Here is a 23,269-nt window from a genome sequence, read left to right as displayed (position 1 = left end):
TACGCACGTTCGGAAGCTGGATACGCACGCTCCTGAAAAATACGCACGCTCGGAAGCTGGATACGCACGTTCCTGAGAAATACGCACGCTCCTGAAAAAATACGCACGTTCGGAAGCTGGATACGCACGCTCCTGAAAAAATACGCACGTTCGGAAGCTGGATACGCACGCTCCAGGAAAAATACGCGCGTTCGGAAGCTGGATACGCACGCTCCTGAAAATACGCGCGTTCAGAAGCTAGATACGCACGCTCCTGAGAAATACGCGCGTTCAGAAGATGGATACGCACGCTCCAGGAAAAATACGCGCGTTCGGAAGCTGGATACGCACGCTCCTGGAAAAATACGCACGCTCGGAAGCTGGCTATGCACGCTCCTGGAAAAATACGCACGTTCCCCGTAATCCACCAATTACACAAAAAAGCACGGCAGAAAAACATGCCGTGCGCTAAGAGCCAATCTCAAGACGCCCTAATTTTCTCGCTACCCGTGCCGTCCAAGTTCCGCTATATAAAAAACGCCAAAGTTTTTCTGCATTCATAAGAAAACGCTTACTTTATTTTCATTAATTCTCAAATTGGTATAGACAACTATACCGATTGTAGCTATAGTGAAAATTAAGAATACATTAAAGGGGTGGAAATTTATGTTCAGTTTTCTACAGAAAATAGGGAAATCGTTGATGTTCCCGATTGCTACATTGCCAGCTGCTGCATTGCTGCTGCGTTTTGGACAAGAAGATATGCTTGGCATTCCGTTTATGTCGGCTGCCGGTGCTGGAATTATCGATAACTTGGCCATCATTTTTGCCATTGGTATTGCCATGGGCCTTGCTCATGATGGCAATGGTGGAGCGGCTTTAGCCGGTGCGGTTGCTTATCTCGTACTAACTTCATCGATCGTAACGATTAACGAAACGATTAACATGGGCGTTTTTGCTGGGATTTTATCCGGTATCGTCGGAGGTCTTCTATATAATAAATTCTACAATGTGAAATTCCCGCAATGGCTTGCGTTTTTCGGGGGACGGCGATTTGTGCCAATAATCACCGCTGCGACCATGACCATTTTAGCTGGGTTACTGGGTTACGCTTGGCCTCCAATTCAAGAAGGAATCGACAGTGCGGGGGAGTGGATTTTAAATGCAGGCATGTTTGGTGTAGGTGCTTATGGTTTCTTGAACCGTTTATTGCTACCAACTGGTTTGCATCACGTCATCAACACGGTTGTCTGGTTTGATTTCGGAACATTTACCGATGCTTCTGGAGAAGTTGTGCGCGGAGAAATTAACCGTTTCCTAAAAGGTGACCCAACAGCGGGTCCATTCCTATCTGGTTTCTTCCCGATTATGATGTTTGGTCTGCCTGCAGCGTGTCTCGCTATGTATGCAACTGCTAAAAAAGAACGCAAAGCGATCGTTGGGGGTATGTTGTTCAGTATCGCTTTTACATCGTTTTTAACAGGAATTACAGAACCAATTGAGTTCTCATTCATGTTCTTATCTCCAATTTTATATGTTGTCCATGCATTGTTAACCGGTGGTTCGATGATGGTTGCTTATGCATTGGATATCCATCACGGTTTCGGTTTCTCTGCCGGAGCGATTGACTTTGTCTTGAACTATGGCTTAGCCAAAAATCCATTGCTGCTGCTGGTCATGGGGTTAGTGGTCGGCGTTATTTACTTCTTTATCTTCTACTTCTTGATTATCAAATTAGATTTGAAAACGCCTGGTCGTGAAGACGAGGACGAAGAGGGTGCAGAAAATGCAAACTCAAGCAATACAGCAGTTGATGTAAGAGCCTACCACACAATTGAAGGACTTGGCGGTGTTGATAATATTACTGCAGTCGGCTATTGTACGACACGTCTACGCATGACTGTTAAAGATTCTGATTTGGTCAATGAAAAAGAATTGAAACGTCATGGTGCTATGGGCGTTATGAAAATCAATAAAACAAACGTACAAGTCGTAATCGGCACAGCTGTTGAATTTCTAGGAGATGCCATGAAGCCGCGCTTAGCAAATGGCAATCCAGCTCCAGCTGCTAGTTCTGAAACTGCTGGTACGAAAAACGAAACAACAGAAGAACCTGCAATGAAACAAATTATCGCTAAAGATTTTGAAATGCCGATTCAAGGAGAAATTATTCCACTATCAGAAGTGCCAGATGATGTATTTGCACAAGGCATGATGGGGCAAGGCTTTGCGATTATGCCGACCGGCAACGTTCTCCATTCGCCAGTTGATGGTCGTATTGTTAGCGTATTCCCAACAAAACATGCCATTGGTATCGAAACAGATACCGGAATTGAATTATTGATTCATGTTGGTTTGGATACTGTAAAACTTAAAGGTGAAGGTTTTGAGACTTTGGTAGAACAAGGTCAACTTGTTCAACGCGGAAATGCCTTGCTGAAACTAGATTTAACATTCTTAAAAGCCAATGCGCCGTCTGTTGCGACGCCTGTGATTTTCACAAACTTAACAGAACAAAAAGTAACGATGTTAAAAAATGGTTTCCAAGAACAAGGAACAGCTTCGATTTTGAAAGTCGAATAATACGAGCCGGAAAACCAGGGACATCCACCGCGATTTTCCTGGTTTTTCGCAAGGAGTGGTCTACATGAAGAACAGTATATTAATTTCAGGCATTACCATTGCAGATGCTATTAACCAAAGCTTCGTTGGGGATATCCTCATTGAAGACGGAAAAATAAGTCGAGTTGCTGAAAAAATCGATGCCCAAGCAGATAGCTATGTAGACGCAATCGGCAAAAATTGGACAGCGTTTCCTGGATTTATTGACATTCATATTCACGGAGCTGCAGGACACGATACGATGGATGCAACACCGGAAGCGTTAGCAGGATTAGCCGGGGCATTGCCAAAAGAAGGCACAACGAGTTTTCTGGCAACGACGATGACTCAAACAGACAGCGCAATTTCAGCGGCTTTGCAAAACATCGAGAAGTTTCAAGCACAGGATGGACAAGCCGAAATGCTGGGTGTCCATTTAGAAGGACCGTTCATTTCCGATAAACGAGCCGGAGCACAGCCAATTGAACATATTATCGAGCCGTCTTTAACACAATTCCAAAACTGGCAAAAACTTAGCGGCAACCAAATTCGTTTGCTGACAATTGCTCCAGAAACGACAAATGGATTGGCTGTGATTAAAAGTTTGACGGATGAGGGCATCATTGCATCGATTGGCCATTCAGATGCTACATTTGAGGAAGTGCAAGCAGCGGTTCGTTCAGGTGCCAGTCACGTGACGCATCTGTACAACCAAATGAGTCCATTTCATCACCGCAATCCAGGGGTAGTCGGTGCGGCGTTAGTAGAAGAAAGCTTAACCGTAGAAGTAATTGCTGATTTTATTCACAGTCATGCCTCTTCTGTTGAACTAGCTTTCCGCCAAAAAGGAGCAAAACGACTGATCCTTATCACCGATGCCATGCGCGCCAAAGGTCTACCACCGGGTGTTTATGACTTGGGTGGACAAGATGTACAAGTTACTGACAAAGATGCACGGCTTGCCGATGGGACGTTGGCCGGCAGCATTCTGACGATGGAAAAAGCTGTTCAAAATGTCCAGTCACTCACAGGCTGTAGCTTAAACGAGCTGGTGGCAATGACTTCAGCCAACGCAGCAAAAGATCTCAAGCTTTCGAATAAAGGCAAAATACAAGTTGATCTGGACGCCGATATAGCGATACTAGACAACAGCTTCACGGTCCAAATGACCATTTGCAAAGGAACTATCGCTTACCAGAAGGAGTGTCAAAAATGAAACTGATCTGCGTCGAAAACTACGAAGAGATGAGCAGCAAGGCGGCACAATTAGTCGAACAACAAATCCAAAGAGATGACCATTCGGTGCTGGGGCTTGCAACAGGCTCGACTCCACTTGGTCTTTATGAAAAATTGATTCAAGGGGTCAAAGAACGGAACATTTCTTACAAGCATATCCGGACCGTCAATTTGGACGAGTACCGTGGATTGTCAGGAGACCACCCGAATAGTTACCGCTATTTTATGAATGAAAAATTATTTCAAAATATCGATATTATGTTTGAAAACACCTATGTTCCAAATGGCAAAGCGGTTCCAGTAGAAGCGGAATGCCAACGTTATGAGGAGTTAATCGACAAAATCGGACCACCCGATTTACAAATTCTCGGCATGGGAATGAACGGTCATATCGGCTTTAATGAACCCGGTACACCTGAAACGAGTGTGACTCATTGTGTTCAACTTGAGGCATCAACACGCAATAGCAATGCACGATTTTTCAGTGATCGTGACGAAGTACCAACTCATGCCATTACGATGGGCATCCAATCTATTTTAAAAAGTGAACAAATTGTCGTTCTGGCTTCTGGTAAAAACAAAGCACAGGCAGTAAAACGATTTTTAGAAGGCCGCATCAGCACCGATTTTCCGGCTTCATTTTTATGGGAACACAATCACGTCACACTGATTGTAGACAAAGATGCTTATAGCTTAGTGACGGCAAAAGAGGAGTGATCGCTGTGCTGGACAAACAATCGCCGATTCCGATTTACAGTCAGATAGAAGAACAGTTGAAGCAACAAATTCAGCAAGGCGACTTTCCTATCGGCACAGCAATTCCCTCTGAACGAGAACTGACCGAGCGTTTCGGCGTCAGCCGGATGACGGTACGTCAATCTATCACAAATTTAGTCAATGACGGTTTGTTGTACCGAGAAAAAGGACGTGGCACATTTGTGGCTTCTCCGAAAGTGGAGCAGCCATTAAATGGTTTGACGAGCTTTACGGAAGATATGAAGGCGCGTGGCATGGTACCGAGCAATAAAATAATTAGGTTTGAAATATTGGTCCCGGATATCGATATAGCGGCTGACTTGCGATTGGCTGCTGACGATCAAGTATATTTTATTGAACGTATTCGCTTTGCCGATGACAAAACGATGGCAATCGAACGAACGTATTTGCCAGTCGACCGATTTCCTGGACTGCAGCCAGATTTGCTGCAAGGGTCACTGTATGCGATGATTGAAAATAACCAGCACCTGAAAATTAGTCATGCTACCCAACGAATGGAAGCGGGACTGGTGAAAAAAGAAGATGCTGAGCTGTTGCAAATCAAATCACCTGCAGCTATTTTAATGATTGAACGCATCAGTTATTTAGCTGGTGATGTTCCATTCGAAGTGGTTCGTAGTACATATCGTGCAGATCGTTATAAATTTACAACAGACATTCAAAGATAATCAAAAGGAGAAATGAACATGATTGAAAAAACGTACACCATTACTAGCGACGAGGGACTTCACGCTCGTCCAGCATCCAAATTAGTCGGCGCAGTATCGCCATTTTCTGCAGACGTAAAAATGCTTTATAAAGAAAGAGAAGTCAATTTGAAATCAATTATGGGTGTTATGTCACTAGGTGTTTCAAAAGGCAACACGGTCAAAATTACGGCTGACGGCAGCGATGAAGAATCACTAATGGCTAAAGTTGACGAATTGATTGTGGCTGAAGGACTAGGAGAAGCATAAGTAAGTGTGCTGGAGGTAAATTACTATGTTGACTCGTTATTTCAAGCAAGTACAAGAACGTCTCGAGACTGTGGAAAAAAATGAAAAACCAGCAATGCTAGCGGCTGCCAAAAAAGTAGCGAGCGCGATTCAAGCTGGGGGCATCATTCATTTGTTCGGTTGCGGTCATTCGCATGTTTTAACGGAAGAAGTGTTCTATCGTGCAGGAGGACTCGTGCCAATCAAACCGATTTTCGTCGAGCCGCTCATGCTTCACGAAGGGGCGGTTCAATCTTCCCTACTGGAACGTCAACATGATTACGCAGCAAGCTTCTTGCAAGATCAGGACTTTCGTCCAGGTGACATCGTCTTTGTTATTTCGACTTCAGGGCGTAACCCTGTGCCAATAGACGTAGCATTAGCTGCTCGAGAAAAAGGCGCGTTTGTTGTCGGCCTCACTTCACTCGAATATTCCAGAAGCCAGTCTTCACGGCACGAGACAGGCAAACACCTGTTTAATACGGTGGATCTGGTGATTGATAATCATTCGGTTTTGGGTGATGCGGTCTTAGCGTACGAAGGCGTTGAAATTCCATTTGGCCCTACGTCCACTGTCGTCGGAGCAACTATCCTGAATGCCATTTTCGCCGAAGCCATTAAAGAAATGGCGGACGCAGGCTTTGCCCCACCAATCTTCTTAAGTGGCAATATCGACGGAGCAGACGAGCATAATAGCAAATTGATCGAGATGTATAGTGAGCGTATTTCGCTGCTGTCCTGACGGTCTGAGCGCACGGCAGGATTTTCCTGCCGTGCTTTTTTGTGTAATGGTGCTTTTTTTGAACGTGCGTAAGTGTTGTGGAACGTGCATATTTCGCGCTGAGCGTGCGTAAGCGGTGTGGAACGTGCATATTTCGCGCTGAGCGAGCATAAGTGTTGTGGAACGTGCATATTTCGCGTTGAGCGCGCGTAAGTGTTGTGGAACGTGCATATTTCGCGCTGAGCGTGCGTAAGTGTTGTGGAACGTGCATATTTCGCGTTGAGCGTGCGTAAGTGTTGTGGAACGTGCATATTTCGCGTTGAACGTGTGTAAGTGTTGTGGAACGTGCATATTTCGCGTTGAACGAGCGTAACCAAACGTCAGCGCACAACCAAACGCATTAAAAAATCCCCTACGCAAAAAGCAGGGGATTTTTGATTTATTTAGCGGATAATTCGCTTTGGGTTACCCATTTATGATTGGTCACTTCCTCGCCACTGTCGGTAGTCGTAAAGTCGACCATGTAAACGGTGGTTTCTTCGGCAGAGTCGATTGTCGCTTCGGCACCATCCATGCCTTCCATGTGATCCGCGGCAATAACAGCTTTGTCACCCGCTGCTAGTGGCGTGTCGCCCGCATCTTTTAACTCTTCGTGAATGACCCATTTGTGATTTTCAATAGGCTCACCACCAGTAGTAGGTGTAAAGCTCAACGCATAAACCGTCGTGTCGTAAGCGCCGACGATGGTCGCCTCAGCACCATCCATCCCCGCCATGTGGTCAGCACTTATGCTAGCTTGGCTGCCAACTTCGAATGTGGGATTGGCAGATTCCATCAGTCCTTCGGGCACTTCGCCAGAACTCGAATGACTCATGTCGCCATGACCCATATCTTCTTCTGTATCTTTATCCATTTCTTCATTCATCTCGTTTTGATTATCAGGGTTGGCTGGATTCATTTCAGTTTCTTCTGTATCACCACAAGCTGCTAACGTAATGGCCGTTAAAGTTGACATGGTTACTAACAAAAACTTGTTTTTCATCATCTAAATCCCTCTTTCATTATATGAATGATTTTACTTTACCCAGAAATTATGCAAATACTGTGCAGAATCTGCACCGAAACTCAAAACTTTTCCTCTATAATAAAAAAAATCAAGTGATGAAAGGTTGAGTGTAATGAATAAAAATGGGGTATGGCTTTTTTTACTGACAAGTTTGTTGCTTGCGGGTTGTGGAGAAACGGAGACGTCTACTGCCAAAGTCGACAAAAATACGGAGGAATTTGAAGTAGCATTCGACGGCCAGATGGATCATGTTCATGGGATGAATTATATTGAAAATGAAGACGGCTTGTATTTTGCATCACACGAAGGCTTGAAAATTTACCGTGATGGGGAGTGGTTTGAGACGAGTGATAATACGCATGATTACATGGGATTTAATGCGGTGGATGATGGCTTTTATACATCAGGACACCCAGGATCCGATTCAATGATGCAAAATCCGATGGGCATCCAGCGCAGCGATGACGGCGGTCGCTCGTTAAATCATATGGGTTTTGAAGGTGAAACCGATTTTCATGGCATGGCAGTTGGTTACCAAAGTCATCACATGTTTGTGATGAATCCACAGCAAAATTCAATGATGGGACCTGGGTATTTCCGCAGCGAAGATAAAGGAAAAGATTGGAGCCAAGTCGATGGATCTGGGTTACAAGGGGACATTTCTTCTTTTGCCATGCACCCAAGCGATTCTCAATTGATTGCTGCAGCGACGACGGCAGGAATTTTCTTATCGGAAGATGGCGGGGACACCTTCACATTGTTGACAGAAGAGGGCCTCACCGGAACTGCTGTGTTTTTCAGTGAAGACACTTTGTATTTTGCAACTTTCAGTACACAAGCAGAGCTCATCCAGTATACTTGGGGAAATGGTGAGCAGCAGATGCTCGAATTGCCTGACCTGCCAGAAGACGGAGTTTTGTACATCGCGCAAAATCCGTCTGACGCAAAAGAACGGGTCATTTATACAGCAGCTGGCCACGCCTTTGTTTTTGAAAATGATAAGTGGCAGCAAATTCTGAAAGCTGGACAAGTGGAGTAATGAAGAGAGATGCTTCATAACGATGGAGGTTGCTATGTTCAATAAATTATCGTTGAAAATCGGGTTATTGTTTTTTGTTTTTATTTTAATTATTGAAGCATTTTTGTTTTCAACGCTGTATTTTACGTTAGTTGATGAACGCGTTGAAGAAGTGATGGAAAATCTATTAGCGCGTGGTGACACACATAGTGAAGTATTAGAAGACAGTTTTGAAGAAATGACGCTAGAACACGTAGGCATGATGGAAGCAGCAACTGACTTTATTGCGGTCATTACTGACGAAACGGGCGAAATTTTAGTCAATTCGGATGACCTAGAACCAGAGATGCTGACAGTATTAAAACATACTGATTTTGCGGAAATGCCAATTTATAGTAAAATAGTTGAAAAAGATTGGCAAAAAAAGCGCTATATCGCAACAGACAGTCCAATTACGATTCACGACGAGCATGCGGGTCATGTCTTTATGTTCGCACCTACTAAAGATATCAAGCGCATTGTCGATCATTTGAAAAACCAATTTTTATTAGTCGGGATTATTACGGTTGTCTTAACGATCGTTACGATTTTGCTGTTGTCGCGGATCATTACACTGCCGCTAATCCGCATGAAAGAAGCGACTGAGCAATTGAGTCAAGGAGACAATCAAGTGAATTTGACGAGTGATCGAAACGATGAGCTTGGCGAATTAGCAAATGCCATCACCAAATTATCGACCGATCTTGATCGATTGAAAAATGCTCGCAATGAATTCCTATCGAGTATTTCACATGAACTGCGAACGCCACTGACTTATATTAAAGGCTATGCTGATATTCTGGACCGGTCAGATACGACAGAACGTGAACGTGAGGAATACATGGGCATCATCCGTGAAGAAGCCGCTCATTTGACCGTGTTGGTCGGAAATTTGTTTGAACTGGCGAAGCTCGACCGCAATCAATTCACGATTCAAAAACAAGACGTTTCCATTGTGGAATTATTGACCTCGGTCGCAGTGTTGGTCAAGCCTGCATTTGATGACCAAGAAATCGAACTGTCAGTCAACTGCGAGGAAGATGTTCCGGCATCAATTGATCCGGAACGCATTCAACAAGTACTGTTGAACATTTTAGACAATGCTCGCAAACATTCTTTCGCCGGAGGACGCGTGACAATAGAATGCAGGCAAGAAGCAGGGAATATCACCATTTGCATTACCGATGAAGGTCAGGGAATACCTGAAGAAGAATTGCCGTTTGTTTTTGATCGGTTATACCGTGTGGAAAAATCGAGATCGCGTGAACGTGGCGGATCGGGACTTGGACTAGCAATTGCCAAAGAAATTGTGGAATCGCATGGTGGACAAATTTGGATGGACAGTCAATTTGGAGAAGGTACAGCTGTTACTGTCCAATTGAAAAGGGGTGTGGACCATTCATAAAGTATTGTTAATAGACGATGAAAAACGGATGCTTGATTTAGTGGCGCTTTACTTGAAGCCACATGATTATATTTGCTCAAAAGCGGATAGCGGCAAGCAGGCGCTGGATTTACTGGAAAGCGAGGTGTTCGATTTGGTACTGTTAGACATCATGATGCCTGATATGGATGGCTTTGAAGTCTGTCGAAATATTCGTGGATTTTCTAATGTACCAATCATTATGCTGACAGCGCGCGAACAACAAGAAGATATTGTGAAAGGACTGCGCCTTGGTGCGGACGATTACATGACCAAACCTTTCGGTGAAGAAGAATTGCTAGCACGTATGGAAGCTTTACTGCGCCGAACGATTCCTGCAAAACGAATCGAGTTAAAAGGATTGGTATGGGAAGAAGATCGTTTCGAGTTGAGCTATAATCACCAACTGATCCGTCTGACGCCGAAAGAGTTTTCAATGCTGGGACTGTTAATGAAAAATCCAAACAAAGTATTCGAACGTGACCGTCTTTTGGAATTGGTTTGGGGCTTCGACTCAGAAACAGAAGGACGGACGGTCGATTCACATGTTCGCAACGTCCGTGAAAAAGTGCGCCAAGCTGGCTTTCCTGTGGACGAACACTTCCAGACGGTGTGGGGAATCGGTTATAAATGGATCAATTAGAAAATGCCTGCAGAGTTTTCTGCAGGCATTTTTTTTATAGCAAGCGTTTGCCAGAAACCGAGCGTGCAGCGTGAATGCCGCTAGCCGCTGCGCCGATTGTTCCACCGCCTGGAAAAATGTGATCGCCGCAGACATACAGATTCGGCAATCCAGAACGATGCGAAATCGAATGAAACAAAGCTGCATCCAAAGTTTGAGGAAATCCCCCGACTAACCCATTGGTCCGACCTGCAAACCGTTCCCAGGCTTTTGGTGCACCACTTTCCATATGAACAATAGAAGCGCGGAATTCTGGAATAAGCTTCTCAATGGCTTGCAGCATACGCTCTGTCAAAACCGTTCGACTCGACTCGTATTTTTCTTGTGTGTTCCAGTCCTCAATGCGCGAATGTGTAGAAATCGTCACGGTCTGAAAGCCTTCGGGCGCACGTAATTCGTCACCGGGAACAGAAGAAGACATGAAAAAATGACCACCTGCGTCAAGCCCATCCCCCGTAGAAATTTGACGGAACCGTGGTAAGGCCTCTTGAAGTTTTGTCGAATCGATTGCTAAATACAGCGTCATCGTCGTCCACGTTTCACCCGCAATGCCATCGCGTAGCGGAAATTTCAATTTTGCTACCAACTCGGGTGCCAAAATTTGGGGCAATTGCTGAATCGGCACATTGAGGATAACGTCGGTTGCTTCGTAGACATTGCCACGATGATCAGTCGCAATCCATTGTTCGCCTTGTCGTTCCAACTTTTCAAGGGTACGGCGTTTTTTGAGTACACCGCCGTTGTCTTTCAGGCTGTCGCCCATTAATTCAGCAAAACGATACAAGCCACCAGGAACGTAGTATGCACCTTCGTGATAAATATCGAGTGCCACCGCAGCCAATAAATACGCCACATTTTCACTACCGGTTTGCATGCTATCAATTAACAACCCATCAAGCATTTGGCGAAATTCTTTTAAGTCAGCAAGTCCATGTTTTTTTAGCCGCTGATCCAAGGTTTGATTGAAAAAAGGCAATAGCTTCAGGTGTTTTGGACGCATAGATGTTGTCAAAAACGCCCATTCTTTAACTGTTGTGGGAGGCAACACTGGGAGCGGGTCCATCAAGGTACGAACGATGGTCGCAGTATGAAAAATTTCTTTGTAGAATGCGTGGATTTGGTCGCTATGTTGAGGGAAGTGCGCTGCGACTTCACCGACGTGGCGCAAGCGATCTTTATGAAAAACAAAAGTCGCTTCGGGATGGACCATTTCCATCACACGTTCCAGCGGCTCAATCGTCAGCGGTTTGCCGAGGTAGCGAAAAACACGGTCGTGGATACCACCGGATTCAAGCCCCATGCCGAGCGTTGCACCGACAGGGAATAAATAGTGATTGCGTTTGAATTTGCTAGCGCAGCCGCCAAGTTCAGAAGAAGCTTCCAACAGCGTTACCGGCCAACCTGCTTTTGCGAGTAACGAACCAGCCGTTAATCCGCCAATACCAGCTCCTACTACTAATACCGTTCGTGCCATCCAGATCCACTCCTTTTTCTTCATTATGGCGAAAGATAATCATTCCTGCCAACACAAAAGCCCAGTGGCTAGAAATCATACTAGCCACCGGGCTTTAAATGAAGAAATTAGGCTACATTTTTACAGGCTTCTGCGCATTTTGCACACGCTTCTGCACATTTCTGGCAGTGATCATGTTCGTGTTTTGAACATTCTGCTGCGCATGCTTCACAAATTGCTGCGCACGCTTGTGCAAGTTCTGCCACAAATGGCGAATTGCGAGTAATCGCATGCTCTAGATATGCACACATATCCGCACATTCTCGGTCTAGACGAATACATCCCGCCATCATTTTTACGTCATCTTCTTGTAAGCACGCATCAAAACAATGGTTGCATGCCGCTGCGCAATCGTGCAAGGTCTGGATCAGTTCTGCATGTTGTTCATGTGCCATCAATAAAACCTCCAGTTTCAGTTTGTTGTTTCTCTTACTCACTTTCCCTTTTAATTGTCAATTAAACAGAAAGAGAGAAATTCCACAAAAACTGCACATTCAGTTCTTGGTTGGATTTTGCAAGTTCCGCAATTGCTCATCGTATTGCTCTTTCGTTATGTCACCGTTAACATAGCTCTGTCGCAACAAGTCGGCTGCTTTAGTTGTTTCATTTGGTTCGGTACTAGCTGCTTTTGTGCGTGCTTTGATTAGCGCAAACCAAAGCGCTGTTCCAATTGCAGTTAACAAAACTACAAATCCAACAGCAATGCTAATACCAAGTACTGGATTACCAGCTGTGAAAAATTCTCCCATTGTCTTCAACATCCCTTCCATAGTAAGCTTTCTAGCGTTTAGTCGAGCGGTTTTTCAACTGCTTGATGCGGTGCTGAAATTCTTCTTCATTCATGTCTCCATTTTCATACTGTTGTTCCAGAAATTTTACTTGTTTACCGTGCGGAGGCAGAATTTTACGGCTCGTGTAAACAATTAGCCCAATAAACGCCATCACCAAAAACACTAAGAATAGCAGCATCCACAGGTATAGCGGAATTACGAGATTTACGGAATTCACATCAGCTTCCATGCTTTTCACGCTCCTCCTCGAAATCAATCTACGCATTTAGTATAATGTCCATTTTACACGTTTCGGCCAGCAAGTATTAGCGCATTTGAAAAATCACTAAAGTAAAATATTTTGGATGGAAAATTCTGATAATTATGTTACGATATGACGATAGAGAAAAAGGAGGGATTTCCATGTTTGTCCACAAAATCGATGAAGAACTATCACTGAAGCTTCAAGAACTACGTGATGCAGAACGGATTTTTGCATTGACTGATGCATCAAGAGATTATTTAAGAGAATGGCTACCTTGGCTCGATTTTACAACCGAGTTGCAAGACACGAAAGACTTTATTAAATCCGGCAGCCGTAATTTTGTTGAAGGAAAAAGTCTGGGGGCAGTCATTATTTACAAAGGGGAAATTGTCGGTATTGGCGGCTTCAACAACATCAATCATGCCAATAAAACCGCTTATATTGGCTACTGGCTCGGACAAGAATATCAAGGCAACGGCATCATGACGCGTGTCGCTAAAGCATTAACTGACTATGCACTGACCGAACTCAAGCTCAACAAAGTCGAAATTCGCGTAGCTGCTGAAAACCATAAGAGCCGCAGTATTCCGGAACGACTGGGCTATACACAAGAAGGTACCATTCGCCAAGCCGAATGGTTATACGATCATTATGTCGACCACGTCGTATATGGCATGCTTTCAGACGCGCATAACGGAACTTCAACAAAGTAGCAGAAATGCTACTTTGTTTTTTATGAAATGAGCGTACAATACAAAGTAACACGAAGCTTTTAATCGATTGGAGGAAATGTCCATGGACACGAGTATCTCCATCAGTAAGCTCAGCAAAATATACAAGAAGACGACGGTATTAAAAAACGTAGATTTAACAGTTGCACGTGGTGAAATTTTTGGTTTGATTGGACCATCCGGGTCAGGTAAAACGACTTTGGTCAAGCTGATTGTTGGGATCGAATCGGCTAGCAGTGGAACAGTAGAAGTACTCGGAAAACAGATACCCAATTTGACCTTGCTTGAGAACATTGGTTATATGGCACAATCGGATGCCTTATATCCAGAATTGACGGGCAAAGAAAATTTGGCTTTTTTCGCTTCGCTGTACACCATGAAAAAAGCAGTATTGAAAGAACGAATTGCTTATGCAGCAGATTTAGTTCAACTGACTGACGAATTGAGTAAGAAGGTGTCAGCTTATTCAGGTGGCATGAAGCGGCGATTGTCTTTGGCAATTGCCTTAGTTCACGATCCGCAAATTTTGATTTTAGATGAGCCAACCGTCGGCATCGATCCGGAACTTCGCTTATCGATTTGGCGCGAATTGATGTTATTGAAAAGCGAGCAAGGCAAGACCATTATCGTAACGACGCATGTCATGGACGAAGCAGAAAAATGCGACCGTATTGCGATGGTTCGTGAAGGCGGAATTCTGGTCAGTGGAACACCGGGCGAATTGAAAGAGGCTTATGGTGCGGCAAATTTAGAAGAGGTCTTTTTGCAAGCAGGGAGGGCTGCACGATGAGAACTTTGGCATTGATCAAACGGATTATGTTGCAGCTGCTACGTGACAAAAGAACAATGGCGTTGTTATTTTTTGCGCCTCTACTTGTTCTGACCTTGATGTATTTTTTCTTTAACGGAGACTCTCAAAATCCGAAACTTGCTGTTGTCGGAGGAAATGAATCTTTGATTGCAGCAATGGAAGAGGTGTCGATTGAGGCGATTTCTTACGACACTGCTGACAATCAAACCATTATTACCGATGAATTAGCTGGACTGCTAAAAATAACAGAAGGCCATTTTCAGGTGGTTCTAGAAAATAATGATCCAACTACGTCTCGGATACTGCTAATGCGGATTACGCAAGTGGCATCGATGCAAGCTGGAAACAGTGCTCCTACTCGTATTGCCACAGAATATATTTACGGAGACGCGGAAACGGCGTTTTTTGATGTACTGGGTCCACTACTTGTTGGCTTTTTCGTTTTCTTTTTCGTCTTTTTGATTTCTGGCATCGGTTTGTTGAAAGAACGAGTATCGGGAACTTTGGAACGGTTACTGGCGACACCGATTCGCCGCTGGGAAATTGTTCTGGCGTACTTAACGGGCTTTGGTATTTTTGCTGTAATCCAGACGATCATTGTGGTGTTTTACTCTATACAAGTATTGGATATGGTCATGGTCGGTCAGGTGTGGCACGTGATTGTTGTCAACTTGCTACTCGCTTTAGTGGCGCTGACGCTCGGCATTTTGCTGTCGACTTTCGCGTCGTCGGAATTTCAAATGGTTCAGTTTATTCCGATTGTCGTCATTCCACAAATCTTCTTTGCGGGTATTATTCCACTGGAAGGAATGGCTGATTGGCTGCAAAATCTCAGTCGCATCATGCCTTTGTATTACGCGGCTGATGCGTTAAAAGCCATTATGTACAGAGGTGAAGGATTGGCTGATGTGGCTAGTAACCTGCTGGCGCTCGCTGTCTTTGCGGTAGTTTTCATCTTCCTGAACATTTTTGCTTTAAAGCGTTACCGAAAATTATAAAATCAACAAGAGCTGTCTGTTTTCGTGGACAGAACTTTTGTGTAGAAACAGCTGGCTCATGTAACAAGCACAAAAGTTCATGTAGAAATCGTGATGCGTGTAGAAAGTAGAAAAATACGTCTAGCAGGTTCAAAAGTACGTGTAAAGAATCAGAACGCGCATGTCGCAACTCATGCGCCAGCAAACTCACAGACTGAAAACAAATTTTCCGCGCTCCGACTACCTCTATCGTGTGACATTTGATAAAATCAATGTGTAGGTGAGTGTAAGTCAAACACAGCATCTGAAGGAGAGAACATAATGAAATACTTTTTAATTGGAACAGTCATTGCCTTGGTTGGCGTGCTGGTTGCTTATGCAACGATGGATTGGTCACTAGTTTCGATTATTAGCGGCATCGCTGCCGGCATTGCGTTGATTTGGGGCGTCTTGGCGCTAGGAGCTGGCAAAAATAAATCAACAAGAACAACAAGTTCTGAAAAACGTCGAGAAAAACAACAGCGCGTAACGAAAATGAAAAATGCAGTTATGATTGCTGTGCCGAATATGGTTGCAGTTATCGTGAACTTAATCATGATTTCATAATGCAGATGGGGTGAAGCGGTGTTAGGGTATTACAGCAGTTTGTCAGCGGAAGTTTACGATCTCGATAAGCCAATCGGCAGTTCGTTTGGAGACATTGAGTATTACTTAGAGCGGCTCGCTTCATGTAAAGGCCGCATACTAGAACCGGCAGTTGGTACAGGACGCATGCTTGTGCCGTTGTTGGAAAATGGATTTCAGGTTGATGGTTTTGACGTGTCTGAAGAAATGCTGCAAGTGTGTCGTGCCAATTGCAAAGAACGTGGATTATCGCCGGAGTTGTTCAATGCAAAAATGGAGTCGTTTTCAATTGATGCAAAATATGCGGCAATTGTTATACCGACAGGGACGTTCTTATTGCTCTATGAACGTGAAAAATCGCTGCAAGCTTTGCAGAATTTTTACAGCCATTTAGAAACAGGGGGCAGGTTGATTGTCGATCTACATGTGCCATCGGGCATTGAACTCGAGAAAACTTCCACACGTAAGTGGCAAGCTACTAATGGCGACACGTTGACAGTAGAAAGTAAGAAGGTCGAAGTAGACTGGATTCAACAACATTTCGTCTCGCAAGGACGCTATGAACGCTGGCATGAGGGACGGTTGGTTGAGACGGAGCTCGAACGCTATCCTATGCGTTGGTACGGGGTTGAAGAATTCACAGCGATTCTCGAAGCGATTGGTTTTACTGACGTTACAATTACAACAGACTATCAGTTTGGCAACTACCCAAAAAATGCAGACGCTATCATCACTTTTGAAGCGACGAAATAAGAAAACCGAGGCAGAAGTTCTGTCTCGGTTTTTTAATGGTTAAGCCCAATGATTTTTGCGCTTTTGTCATCTCCTATTTAACTCTACTGCGTCCCAAATCAGCAGCTTCAACTCATCAGCTCGAATGTCATCGGTTCGGTTTAGTCGCACATGGCGCATTTTATTGCCGTCACCTTGCAATAGATTGGATTCGTCACGAAGCTCGGCACCGCGGTAAAATCCGAAATTAACGTGGCCTTTGGCAGTTTGCATATAGCAGACGAGGCCTTCTTTCGCGTAACTGGGATTAGACCATTTAAAGCCTTCGTCCATTTCTGGGTAGGCTTCGAACACCAATGTGCGAAGCTCTGAGACGATTTCGTGTTCTGGATTTTCCAGTCTGTCGATAAATTCATCTACTTGCGGATCTTTGATTGGATGCATAGACGGATTCCCCTTAATTCGTTTTGGATGATACTAGTAAAAATCGTACATCTTGATCTGTTAAGTTGAACCAGTAATGCTTTTTGCGCGCATCAAACAAGATCGATTGATGCTCAGTTAACTCGGTGCGTGCGTCGTCCACTTCGACGGTCAGCACGCCTTCCACGACAAACAAAAATTCATAGCCGCTATGGGCAAATGGATTGCCTTCTGATTCAGCGGGCTTCATCGTCACGAGCATCGGTACTAAATTCGTTGCTTGAACACCATGAGACAAATCTTGGTAATGAAATCCTTCAAGACGCGTCGCCCAACCGGTTTTTTCGGTTTCATTTGCGAAAAAAAGACTGGGATCGACATTTAAAGCATCTGCTATTTTCCGCAAAGATTCCAGTGTCACACTCGATTTTCCACGCTCGACTTGCGACAAGAAACTAATGGAGACAGCGGTTTGCTCCGCTAGCTCTTTCAACGTCATGTTTCGCTCTTTGCGAAGGTTTTTTAAGGTAACCCCAATTGTTCCATGTGACATGTAGAAACCTCACTTTACTAAATGTTCTGTTCTCATCATAACGTACATCGAATGAAAATAAAATTTATATAGGGCATTGACAGAATATTGCTAACTGACTAAACTGTTGGAAAGGGTAATTAAAGTGTCACTTCAATTTATTTCGAGGGGGAAATAAGATGGATAAAAAGCAAACACGCAAAGTATTAACCGCAAGTCTTGTCGGCAGTTCGATTGAATGGTTTGATTATTTTTTATACGGCACGATGGCAGCATTGGTTTTCAATCAAATCTTTTTCGTCAATGAAGACCCAACTGTTGGACTCATGCTCGCATATGCATCGTTCGCATTATCATTTTTTATTCGTCCATTTGGCGGCATCATCTTTAGTCATATTGGTGACCGCATTGGCCGCAAAAAAACATTGGTCATCACATTAAGTATGATGGGCTTTGCGACATTCGCCATGGGCTTATTGCCAACCTATCAAGCAATTGGCGTGGCAGCACCAATTTTGTTAATCACATTACGATTGATTCAAGGACTTGGCATCGGCGGCGAATGGGGCGGAGCATTATTACTGGCAACCGAATATGCACCACCTGAAAAGCGCGGATTTTTTGGCAGTATCCCGCAAATGGGCGTAACCATCGGAATGATGATGGGAACGTTGGCTTTGTATATTATGACGTTATTGCCAGAAGCGGCGTTTATGAGTTGGGGCTGGCGCGTACCGTTCATTTTAAGTGCATTTCTTGTGGTGTTTGGCTTGTGGATTCGTAAAGGAATCGACGAAACGCCAGAATTTAAAGCAGTTCAAGCATCGGGAGAAATTCCGAAATTGCCGATTGTTGAGACGTTGAAATACCACTGGCGCGAAGTATTGATCGCCATTGGAGCAAAAGTTGTGGAAACAGCACCCTTTTACATTTTCGGAACGTTCGTCGTATCTTACGCAACCACAAATCTTGAGTTTTCAAGAACTGCTACACTCGCAGCAGTTATGATTGCAACGGTTATCACAACGATTTTAATCCCGATTATGGGAGCGTTATCTGACCGTGTTGGACGTAAGAAAATGTATGTGACGGGGGCAGTAGCGATGGGCTTGTTCGCTTTTCCCTATTTCTGGATGTTGCAGCAAGGCTCTGTTATTTTATTGATTGTCGCAACAATCATCGGGCTCGGTGTTATTTGGGCGCCAATCACAGCGGTTCTTGGCACTATGTTCTCTGAGATTTTCGATGCGAAAGTACGTTATACAGGCGTTACATTAGGTTACCAAATTGGTGCAGCATTAGCAGGAGGAACAGCGCCTTTAGTCGCAACTTTCTTGCTCGCAACATTTGATAACTCATACGTACCGGTGGCACTTTACATCATGTTAACAGCAGTCATTTCATTGTTGTCCATTTGGGCAGTAAAAGATTTAAGCGGTACACAAAATCAAGCAAAAGCAGCAGCGTTAGTAGCAAAGGAAAGTCGCGCTTAGGCGCATATTTTTAGGAGGGACTTCATGCTTATCATCAACGAACAGCAGATTCAGCAACAATACGGAATGCGTGAGGCGATCCGTGACGTAACGGCCATGCTTCAAGCAAAAGAACGAGGCCAGATCAATAACCCGCATCGCACCGTTCTTGGATTTCCAGAACGACAAGCGTCCGCGTTGTATATGCCAAGTGCGGACATGGTCAATAAAGTTTCAAGCGTGAAAGTGGTGACGATATTCCCGGAAAACCCAGCGCAAGGAAAGCCGACGACACAAGGTGTTATTTTATTGTCAGACGGCGATAATGGCGAGCATGTGGCGATGATGACGGCTTCGTATTTAACGCGGTTGCGCACAGGTGCACTCAGTGGCATTGCGACGGATCTGCTGGCGCGACAAGAAAGCCGCGTACTGACCGTAATCGGTACAGGCGGCATGGCGTTCGAGCAAGTGCTTGGCGTAGTAGCCGTGAGACCCATCGAAAAAATAATTTTAGTAAACCGCACACCAGAAAAAGCACACCGTTTTGGTGAGCGACTTGTCGAATTCGGGATCAATCTTCCCTACATCGTGGAAACCAACGTGTCGTCCGCAGTTCAGCAAGCAGACATCATTTGCTGTGCGACTCGTTCAAACGATCCGGTGTTTAACGGAGACGATGTAAAACCCGGAACCCATATTAACGGTGTCGGTTCTTATTTGCCAACCATGCGCGAAGTTGACGAAACAACCATCTTGCGTGCTGACAAAATCGTTGCTGACGATTTGCCAGGTGTTAAAGACGAAGCAGGCGAATTGATTTACACGGTCGAAACCGGGGCGTGGTCATTTGATCAGCTACACGCAGAGCTTGGGCAAGTTGTAGTCGGAGACGTTGCAGGGCGTGAGTCACAATCGGAAATTACATTCTTCAAATGTGTAGGTGCTGCTTATTTTGATTTAGCAGTAGCCAAAGGTGTGTACAACAAAATCAGTGCAATGGGGACAGGTATGGAAGTTCAATTGTAAACAAAAAAATCCCCCAAGTGACAAATTGTCGCTTGGGGGATTTTTTTAGCAATCGACAAAGTTAATCGAAACTTACTAAAAATACTGGCTTTTTTATAATTTATTTGTATAATGATGGAAAGTTAAAAAATGAAACATGTCATCACACGTGACGTTATTCGTTAACTTGCTGGAAAACTGTTGCGGGATTGCCGCCGACAAGTGAGTTGGCGGGAACATCTTTTGTGACTACAGCACCCGCTGCAATGACGGCGTTGTCGCCAATGGTGGTTCCTGGCGTAATCACAGCCCGGCCGCCAATCCAAACATTGTTGCCAATCGTGACCGGTTTTCCAAATTCTTTTCCGGAATTGCGTGCAGCTGCGTCGAGCGGATGAGTCGCAGTGTAAATATGAACACCAGGCGATACCATGCAATTGTCTCCAATTCTTATTTCGCAAACATCTAAAAAGACGCAATCGAAATTAGCATAAAAATTGTGGCCGACATGAATGTTAAAGCCGTAATCGCAACGGAAATTGGGTTCGACATGGATCAAATCACCTGTTGAGCCAAATAATTTTTTTAGTAAATCGGCGCGATCTTGGCCATCCATTTCAGTGGTATCGTTAAAAATACGACTGAGGCGGCGAGCGTTCATCCGTTTTTGGCGCAATGCAGAATCGTGCGGGTCGTACATTTCACCAGCAAGCATTTTTTCTTTTTCAGTTGTCATGGGGTACCCTCCCGAAAGAATCATAGTAAGTCGATTGTATCACAGCCAATTTGAAAAATTGTTCGTAAACTGATGGAATATTCTTTATACTAAAGAAAGACAGGAGTGGGATTTATGAAAGCAATCAACAACAAAGTCACAGGTTACAAAGGGATTGAAGTGCCTTATACCGTGATGTTAACTGAAGACTACACAAAAAAATTAGCCATCTTTTTACCAGGTGCTGGCTATACAACGAAAAGTCCGTTATTTCACTTTGCAGAAGAAATGTTTTTAAATGAATACTACGATGTATTGCGTGTGAACTATCAATACACAAGCAATGCGTATGATGGCTTTACCATGGAAGAGTTGAGCGAGGCCATTATTCACGATGTGCGTTTAGTCATAAGAGAAGTACTCAAAGGAAGAAACTATCAAACGTTTTACATCGTCGGCAAGTCACTAGGCACCATTGCAATGGGAGCGGAAATGCTGCGTCCGGAATTTAGCGATGCCAAAGCAGTATGGGTGACGCCGCTATTAAACCAAGAACAAGTATTAAACACGATGGTCAACAGCAAAAACCCAGCACAATGCTACATCGGTGACAAAGATCGCTACTACTCAGCCGGTGCGTTTGAATTGTTAAAAACAAACCCGAATTTAGAATCGACATTACTCCCAGACATCAACCACCGATTGGATTGTGAAACCGATCCGCTCAAATCCATTGATGCGTTAAAGCAAATCATCGCCGGAATCAAAAACTTTTAACCAAAAGCTGCCCTATGGGGTAGCTTTTTTTCATTCATTAAATTTAGGACAGCCAGTTTTAGAAACATAATCAAAACCCTCACCGACAAGTATAGAGTGACCCAATAAAATGAGACAAGGAAAAAACACCCCCACCGTCGTATGTAGTTATAACGACAAACTGGAAGTGTTTTTCTGTATGGGTTCAAAAAAGGGATCGACAAAACAATTTTATCCGGAGGAAATTAAGTTAGAGGTGATCCGGATGAAGCTTAGTGGTGACTATACCAATGCCGAAATCATGGCGATTCATGGAATCAAGAACAGAACACAGATCAAGACGTGGATGAAATGGCATCGAGAGGGAGAAGAATTCCGACTGGCTCAACCTGGAGGAAGACAATATAGTTACAACGCGGAGTTGAGCGAAGTGGAGGAATTGAAAAGAAAAGTGCTGTATTACGAAATCAAAGAAGAACTGATGGGAAAGTATCGGGAACTGGAAAGGGGGTGGAACCGGCCCTCTTCGTAGAACTGGTGGATTGTTTTAAAAAGAAGTATTCCATTAAAACGATCTGTGAATGCATGGGCGTCCCACGCCCTACTTACTATCGGTGGCGTCTGAAGAAGTATGAGAAAACAGAATTGGAGAAAGAGATTATCGCGATTTGTGAACAACTGAAGTTCCGGGTAGGTCACCGAACGGTGAAAGGCTTATTGAAAAATAGTGGCACGATCGTTGATCGAAAAACGGTGCAGCGAATCATGCAGAAATACAACAGCCAGTGTCGGGTCAAACCGAAACGGGCCAAGAAGATGGCTGGTGAAAGCAATTTGGTGGTTCCGAATCTGTTAGAGCAAAATTTTAAAGCGGATGCCCCTAATCAAAAGTGGGTGACAGATATTACGTATCTTCCCTTCGGGGAAAGCATGCTTTACTTGTCAACGATTCTGGATTTATACAACAACGAAGTGATTGCCTACAAAGTCAGTGATACACAAAATGCCCAGCTTGTGGTGGATACACTTGAAATGGCTTGCCGGAAACGGAAGACGGCCGGAACCATTTTACACAGTGATCAGGGCGCCCAGTATAAATCTCGTGTGTTTCAAGTGACGGCAAAAGAAAACGGCATTATCACCAGCATGTCCCGCAAAGGAAACTGCTTTGATAACGCCGTCATCGAATCCTTCCACTCCTCGCTAAAGTCGGAAGAATTCTACACCCAGGAAAGGGTGCATCTAACCAATGACATTGTACAACAAAAAGTAGAGGATTACATGTATTATTACAACTACATCCGACCGTTCCAAAAATTAAACTGCCATTCCCCGATTGAATATCGGACAATGGCAGCCTAGGTGTTTTTTCTTGTGTCTCATATTACCGGGTCAGTTCAGTACTCGGTGAGGGTTTTTGCAAG

Annotated in this window: 26 protein-coding genes; 18 read left to right on the top strand and 8 right to left on the bottom strand. The window is 44.2% G+C overall.

Going from position 1 to position 23,269, the window contains the following annotated elements; translation table 11 throughout:
• Positions 1 to 645 precede the first annotated feature (645 nt).
• The 6 genes from nagE (at position 646) to AUO94_RS05680 (ending at position 6,309) form a co-directional block, all read left to right on the top strand.
• The gene (nagE, locus tag AUO94_RS05705; protein WP_058386319.1) at positions 646 to 2,562 is read left to right on the top strand and encodes an N-acetylglucosamine-specific PTS transporter subunit IIBC; all 1,917 of its coding nucleotides are present in this window, start codon (positions 646 to 648) and stop codon (positions 2,560 to 2,562) included.
• A 64-nt stretch (positions 2,563 to 2,626) separates the two neighbouring features.
• The gene (gene nagA, locus AUO94_RS05700) at positions 2,627 to 3,796 is read left to right on the top strand and encodes an N-acetylglucosamine-6-phosphate deacetylase (protein ID WP_058386318.1); all 1,170 of its coding nucleotides are present in this window, start codon (positions 2,627 to 2,629) and stop codon (positions 3,794 to 3,796) included.
• On the top strand, positions 3,793 to 4,533 hold the full coding sequence (gene nagB, locus AUO94_RS05695) for a glucosamine-6-phosphate deaminase (RefSeq protein WP_058386317.1): 741 nt from the start codon (positions 3,793 to 3,795) through the stop codon (positions 4,531 to 4,533). The genes nagA and nagB overlap by 4 nt, the downstream gene beginning before the upstream one ends.
• A gap of 5 nt (positions 4,534 to 4,538) precedes the next feature.
• The gene (locus tag AUO94_RS05690; protein WP_058386316.1) at positions 4,539 to 5,261 is read left to right on the top strand and encodes a GntR family transcriptional regulator; all 723 of its coding nucleotides are present in this window, start codon (positions 4,539 to 4,541) and stop codon (positions 5,259 to 5,261) included.
• Positions 5,262 to 5,279: 18 nt separating this feature from the next.
• Positions 5,280 to 5,549 (top strand): phosphocarrier protein HPr, encoded by a 270-nt coding sequence (locus AUO94_RS05685; RefSeq protein WP_006828617.1) that lies wholly within the window; start codon positions 5,280 to 5,282, stop codon positions 5,547 to 5,549.
• A gap of 25 nt (positions 5,550 to 5,574) precedes the next feature.
• Positions 5,575 to 6,309: an SIS domain-containing protein gene (locus tag AUO94_RS05680; RefSeq protein WP_058386315.1), complete on the top strand. Its 735-nt coding sequence runs from the start codon at positions 5,575 to 5,577 to the stop codon at positions 6,307 to 6,309.
• 418 nt (positions 6,310 to 6,727) lie between these two features.
• Here AUO94_RS05680 and AUO94_RS05675 read toward each other — a convergent pair whose 3' ends face one another.
• Positions 6,728 to 7,333: a YdhK family protein gene (locus AUO94_RS05675; protein ID WP_058386314.1), complete on the bottom strand. Its 606-nt coding sequence runs from the start codon at positions 7,331 to 7,333 to the stop codon at positions 6,728 to 6,730.
• Between the two features lie 133 nt (positions 7,334 to 7,466).
• Here AUO94_RS05675 and AUO94_RS05670 point away from each other — a divergent pair, with 133 nt between their 5' ends.
• The 3 genes from AUO94_RS05670 to AUO94_RS05660 are packed head-to-tail and all read left to right on the top strand — an operon-like array spanning position 7,467 to position 10,477.
• The gene (locus AUO94_RS05670; protein WP_058386313.1) at positions 7,467 to 8,393 is read left to right on the top strand and encodes a F510_1955 family glycosylhydrolase; all 927 of its coding nucleotides are present in this window, start codon (positions 7,467 to 7,469) and stop codon (positions 8,391 to 8,393) included.
• Positions 8,394 to 8,427: 34 nt separating this feature from the next.
• Complete coding sequence (locus AUO94_RS05665; RefSeq protein ID WP_058386312.1) at positions 8,428 to 9,816, top strand: sensor histidine kinase; 1,389 nt, start codon at positions 8,428 to 8,430, stop codon at positions 9,814 to 9,816.
• Between the two features lie 4 nt (positions 9,817 to 9,820).
• The gene (locus AUO94_RS05660; RefSeq protein WP_058386964.1) at positions 9,821 to 10,477 is read left to right on the top strand and encodes a response regulator transcription factor; all 657 of its coding nucleotides are present in this window, start codon (positions 9,821 to 9,823) and stop codon (positions 10,475 to 10,477) included.
• Positions 10,478 to 10,511: 34 nt separating this feature from the next.
• Here AUO94_RS05660 and AUO94_RS05655 read toward each other — a convergent pair whose 3' ends face one another.
• The 4 genes from AUO94_RS05655 to AUO94_RS05640 form a co-directional block, all read right to left on the bottom strand.
• Positions 10,512 to 11,990 carry a phytoene desaturase family protein gene (locus tag AUO94_RS05655; protein WP_058386311.1) on the bottom strand — a complete coding sequence of 493 codons (1,479 nt, stop codon included), beginning with the start codon at positions 11,988 to 11,990 and terminating at the stop codon, positions 10,512 to 10,514.
• Between the two features lie 107 nt (positions 11,991 to 12,097).
• Complete coding sequence (locus AUO94_RS05650; RefSeq protein WP_058386310.1) at positions 12,098 to 12,424, bottom strand: four-helix bundle copper-binding protein; 327 nt, start codon at positions 12,422 to 12,424, stop codon at positions 12,098 to 12,100.
• A 99-nt stretch (positions 12,425 to 12,523) separates the two neighbouring features.
• On the bottom strand, positions 12,524 to 12,790 hold the full coding sequence (locus AUO94_RS05645; protein WP_237150182.1) for an SHOCT domain-containing protein: 267 nt from the start codon (positions 12,788 to 12,790) through the stop codon (positions 12,524 to 12,526).
• 19 nt (positions 12,791 to 12,809) lie between these two features.
• A complete protein-coding gene (locus tag AUO94_RS05640; RefSeq protein ID WP_058386309.1) occupies positions 12,810 to 13,049 on the bottom strand; it encodes a hypothetical protein in 240 nt (79 codons plus the stop codon).
• A gap of 173 nt (positions 13,050 to 13,222) precedes the next feature.
• On the opposite strand from AUO94_RS05640, the gene AUO94_RS05635 reads away from it, so the two are divergent.
• From AUO94_RS05635 to AUO94_RS05615, 5 genes are all read left to right on the top strand, one after another.
• Positions 13,223 to 13,777 (top strand): GNAT family N-acetyltransferase, encoded by a 555-nt coding sequence (locus tag AUO94_RS05635; protein ID WP_058386308.1) that lies wholly within the window; start codon positions 13,223 to 13,225, stop codon positions 13,775 to 13,777.
• Between the two features lie 82 nt (positions 13,778 to 13,859).
• A complete protein-coding gene (locus AUO94_RS05630) occupies positions 13,860 to 14,585 on the top strand; it encodes an ABC transporter ATP-binding protein (protein WP_058386307.1) in 726 nt (241 codons plus the stop codon).
• Positions 14,582 to 15,604 (top strand): ABC transporter permease, encoded by a 1,023-nt coding sequence (locus AUO94_RS05625; protein ID WP_058386306.1) that lies wholly within the window; start codon positions 14,582 to 14,584, stop codon positions 15,602 to 15,604. Before AUO94_RS05630 ends, AUO94_RS05625 begins: the two co-directional genes overlap by 4 nt.
• A 300-nt stretch (positions 15,605 to 15,904) precedes the next feature.
• The gene (locus AUO94_RS05620; protein ID WP_058386305.1) at positions 15,905 to 16,189 is read left to right on the top strand and encodes a DUF5316 domain-containing protein; all 285 of its coding nucleotides are present in this window, start codon (positions 15,905 to 15,907) and stop codon (positions 16,187 to 16,189) included.
• A gap of 18 nt (positions 16,190 to 16,207) precedes the next feature.
• A complete protein-coding gene (locus AUO94_RS05615) occupies positions 16,208 to 16,960 on the top strand; it encodes a class I SAM-dependent methyltransferase (RefSeq protein ID WP_058386304.1) in 753 nt (250 codons plus the stop codon).
• 66 nt (positions 16,961 to 17,026) lie between these two features.
• Here the strand turns inward: AUO94_RS05615 and AUO94_RS05610 are convergent, their stop codons facing one another.
• Both AUO94_RS05610 and AUO94_RS05605 read right to left on the bottom strand, forming a co-directional pair.
• Positions 17,027 to 17,383, bottom strand: a complete 357-nt coding sequence (locus tag AUO94_RS05610) for a DUF1801 domain-containing protein (protein ID WP_058386303.1) — start codon at positions 17,381 to 17,383, stop codon at positions 17,027 to 17,029.
• A gap of 13 nt (positions 17,384 to 17,396) precedes the next feature.
• Positions 17,397 to 17,915 carry a helix-turn-helix domain-containing protein gene (locus tag AUO94_RS05605; RefSeq protein WP_058386302.1) on the bottom strand — a complete coding sequence of 173 codons (519 nt, stop codon included), beginning with the start codon at positions 17,913 to 17,915 and terminating at the stop codon, positions 17,397 to 17,399.
• A gap of 158 nt (positions 17,916 to 18,073) precedes the next feature.
• Here AUO94_RS05605 and AUO94_RS05600 point away from each other — a divergent pair, with 158 nt between their 5' ends.
• Together AUO94_RS05600 and AUO94_RS05595 are read left to right on the top strand one after the other, a co-directional pair.
• The gene (locus AUO94_RS05600) at positions 18,074 to 19,387 is read left to right on the top strand and encodes an MFS transporter (protein WP_058386301.1); all 1,314 of its coding nucleotides are present in this window, start codon (positions 18,074 to 18,076) and stop codon (positions 19,385 to 19,387) included.
• A gap of 24 nt (positions 19,388 to 19,411) precedes the next feature.
• Positions 19,412 to 20,395: an ornithine cyclodeaminase family protein gene (locus AUO94_RS05595; protein WP_058386300.1), complete on the top strand. Its 984-nt coding sequence runs from the start codon at positions 19,412 to 19,414 to the stop codon at positions 20,393 to 20,395.
• A gap of 154 nt (positions 20,396 to 20,549) precedes the next feature.
• On the opposite strand, the gene AUO94_RS05590 is transcribed toward AUO94_RS05595, so the two are convergent.
• A complete protein-coding gene (locus tag AUO94_RS05590; RefSeq protein ID WP_058386299.1) occupies positions 20,550 to 21,110 on the bottom strand; it encodes a maltose acetyltransferase domain-containing protein in 561 nt (186 codons plus the stop codon).
• A 114-nt stretch (positions 21,111 to 21,224) separates the two neighbouring features.
• Between AUO94_RS05590 and AUO94_RS05585 the strand changes: the two genes are divergently transcribed.
• Together AUO94_RS05585 and AUO94_RS05575 are read left to right on the top strand one after the other, a co-directional pair.
• Entirely contained in the window at positions 21,225 to 21,866 is a 642-nt protein-coding gene (locus AUO94_RS05585) for a hypothetical protein (protein ID WP_058386298.1), read from the top strand.
• A 178-nt stretch (positions 21,867 to 22,044) separates the two neighbouring features.
• Positions 22,045 to 23,207, top strand: a protein-coding gene (locus AUO94_RS05575) for an IS3 family transposase (RefSeq protein WP_156423958.1) whose coding sequence is annotated in 2 segments (ribosomal slippage) — positions 22,045 to 22,330 and positions 22,330 to 23,207 — 1,164 coding nt in all. Because the reading frame shifts where the segments join, the coding sequence is not laid out codon by codon here.
• Positions 23,208 to 23,269: the final 62 nt, after the last annotated feature.

Origin of the sequence: Planococcus kocurii (assembly GCF_001465835.2) — a bacterium.
Taxonomy (GTDB): domain Bacteria; phylum Bacillota; class Bacilli; order Bacillales_A; family Planococcaceae; genus Planococcus; species Planococcus kocurii.
Note: the sequence above shows the minus strand (reverse complement) of the source record. Positions and strands in the feature narration are given on the sequence as shown.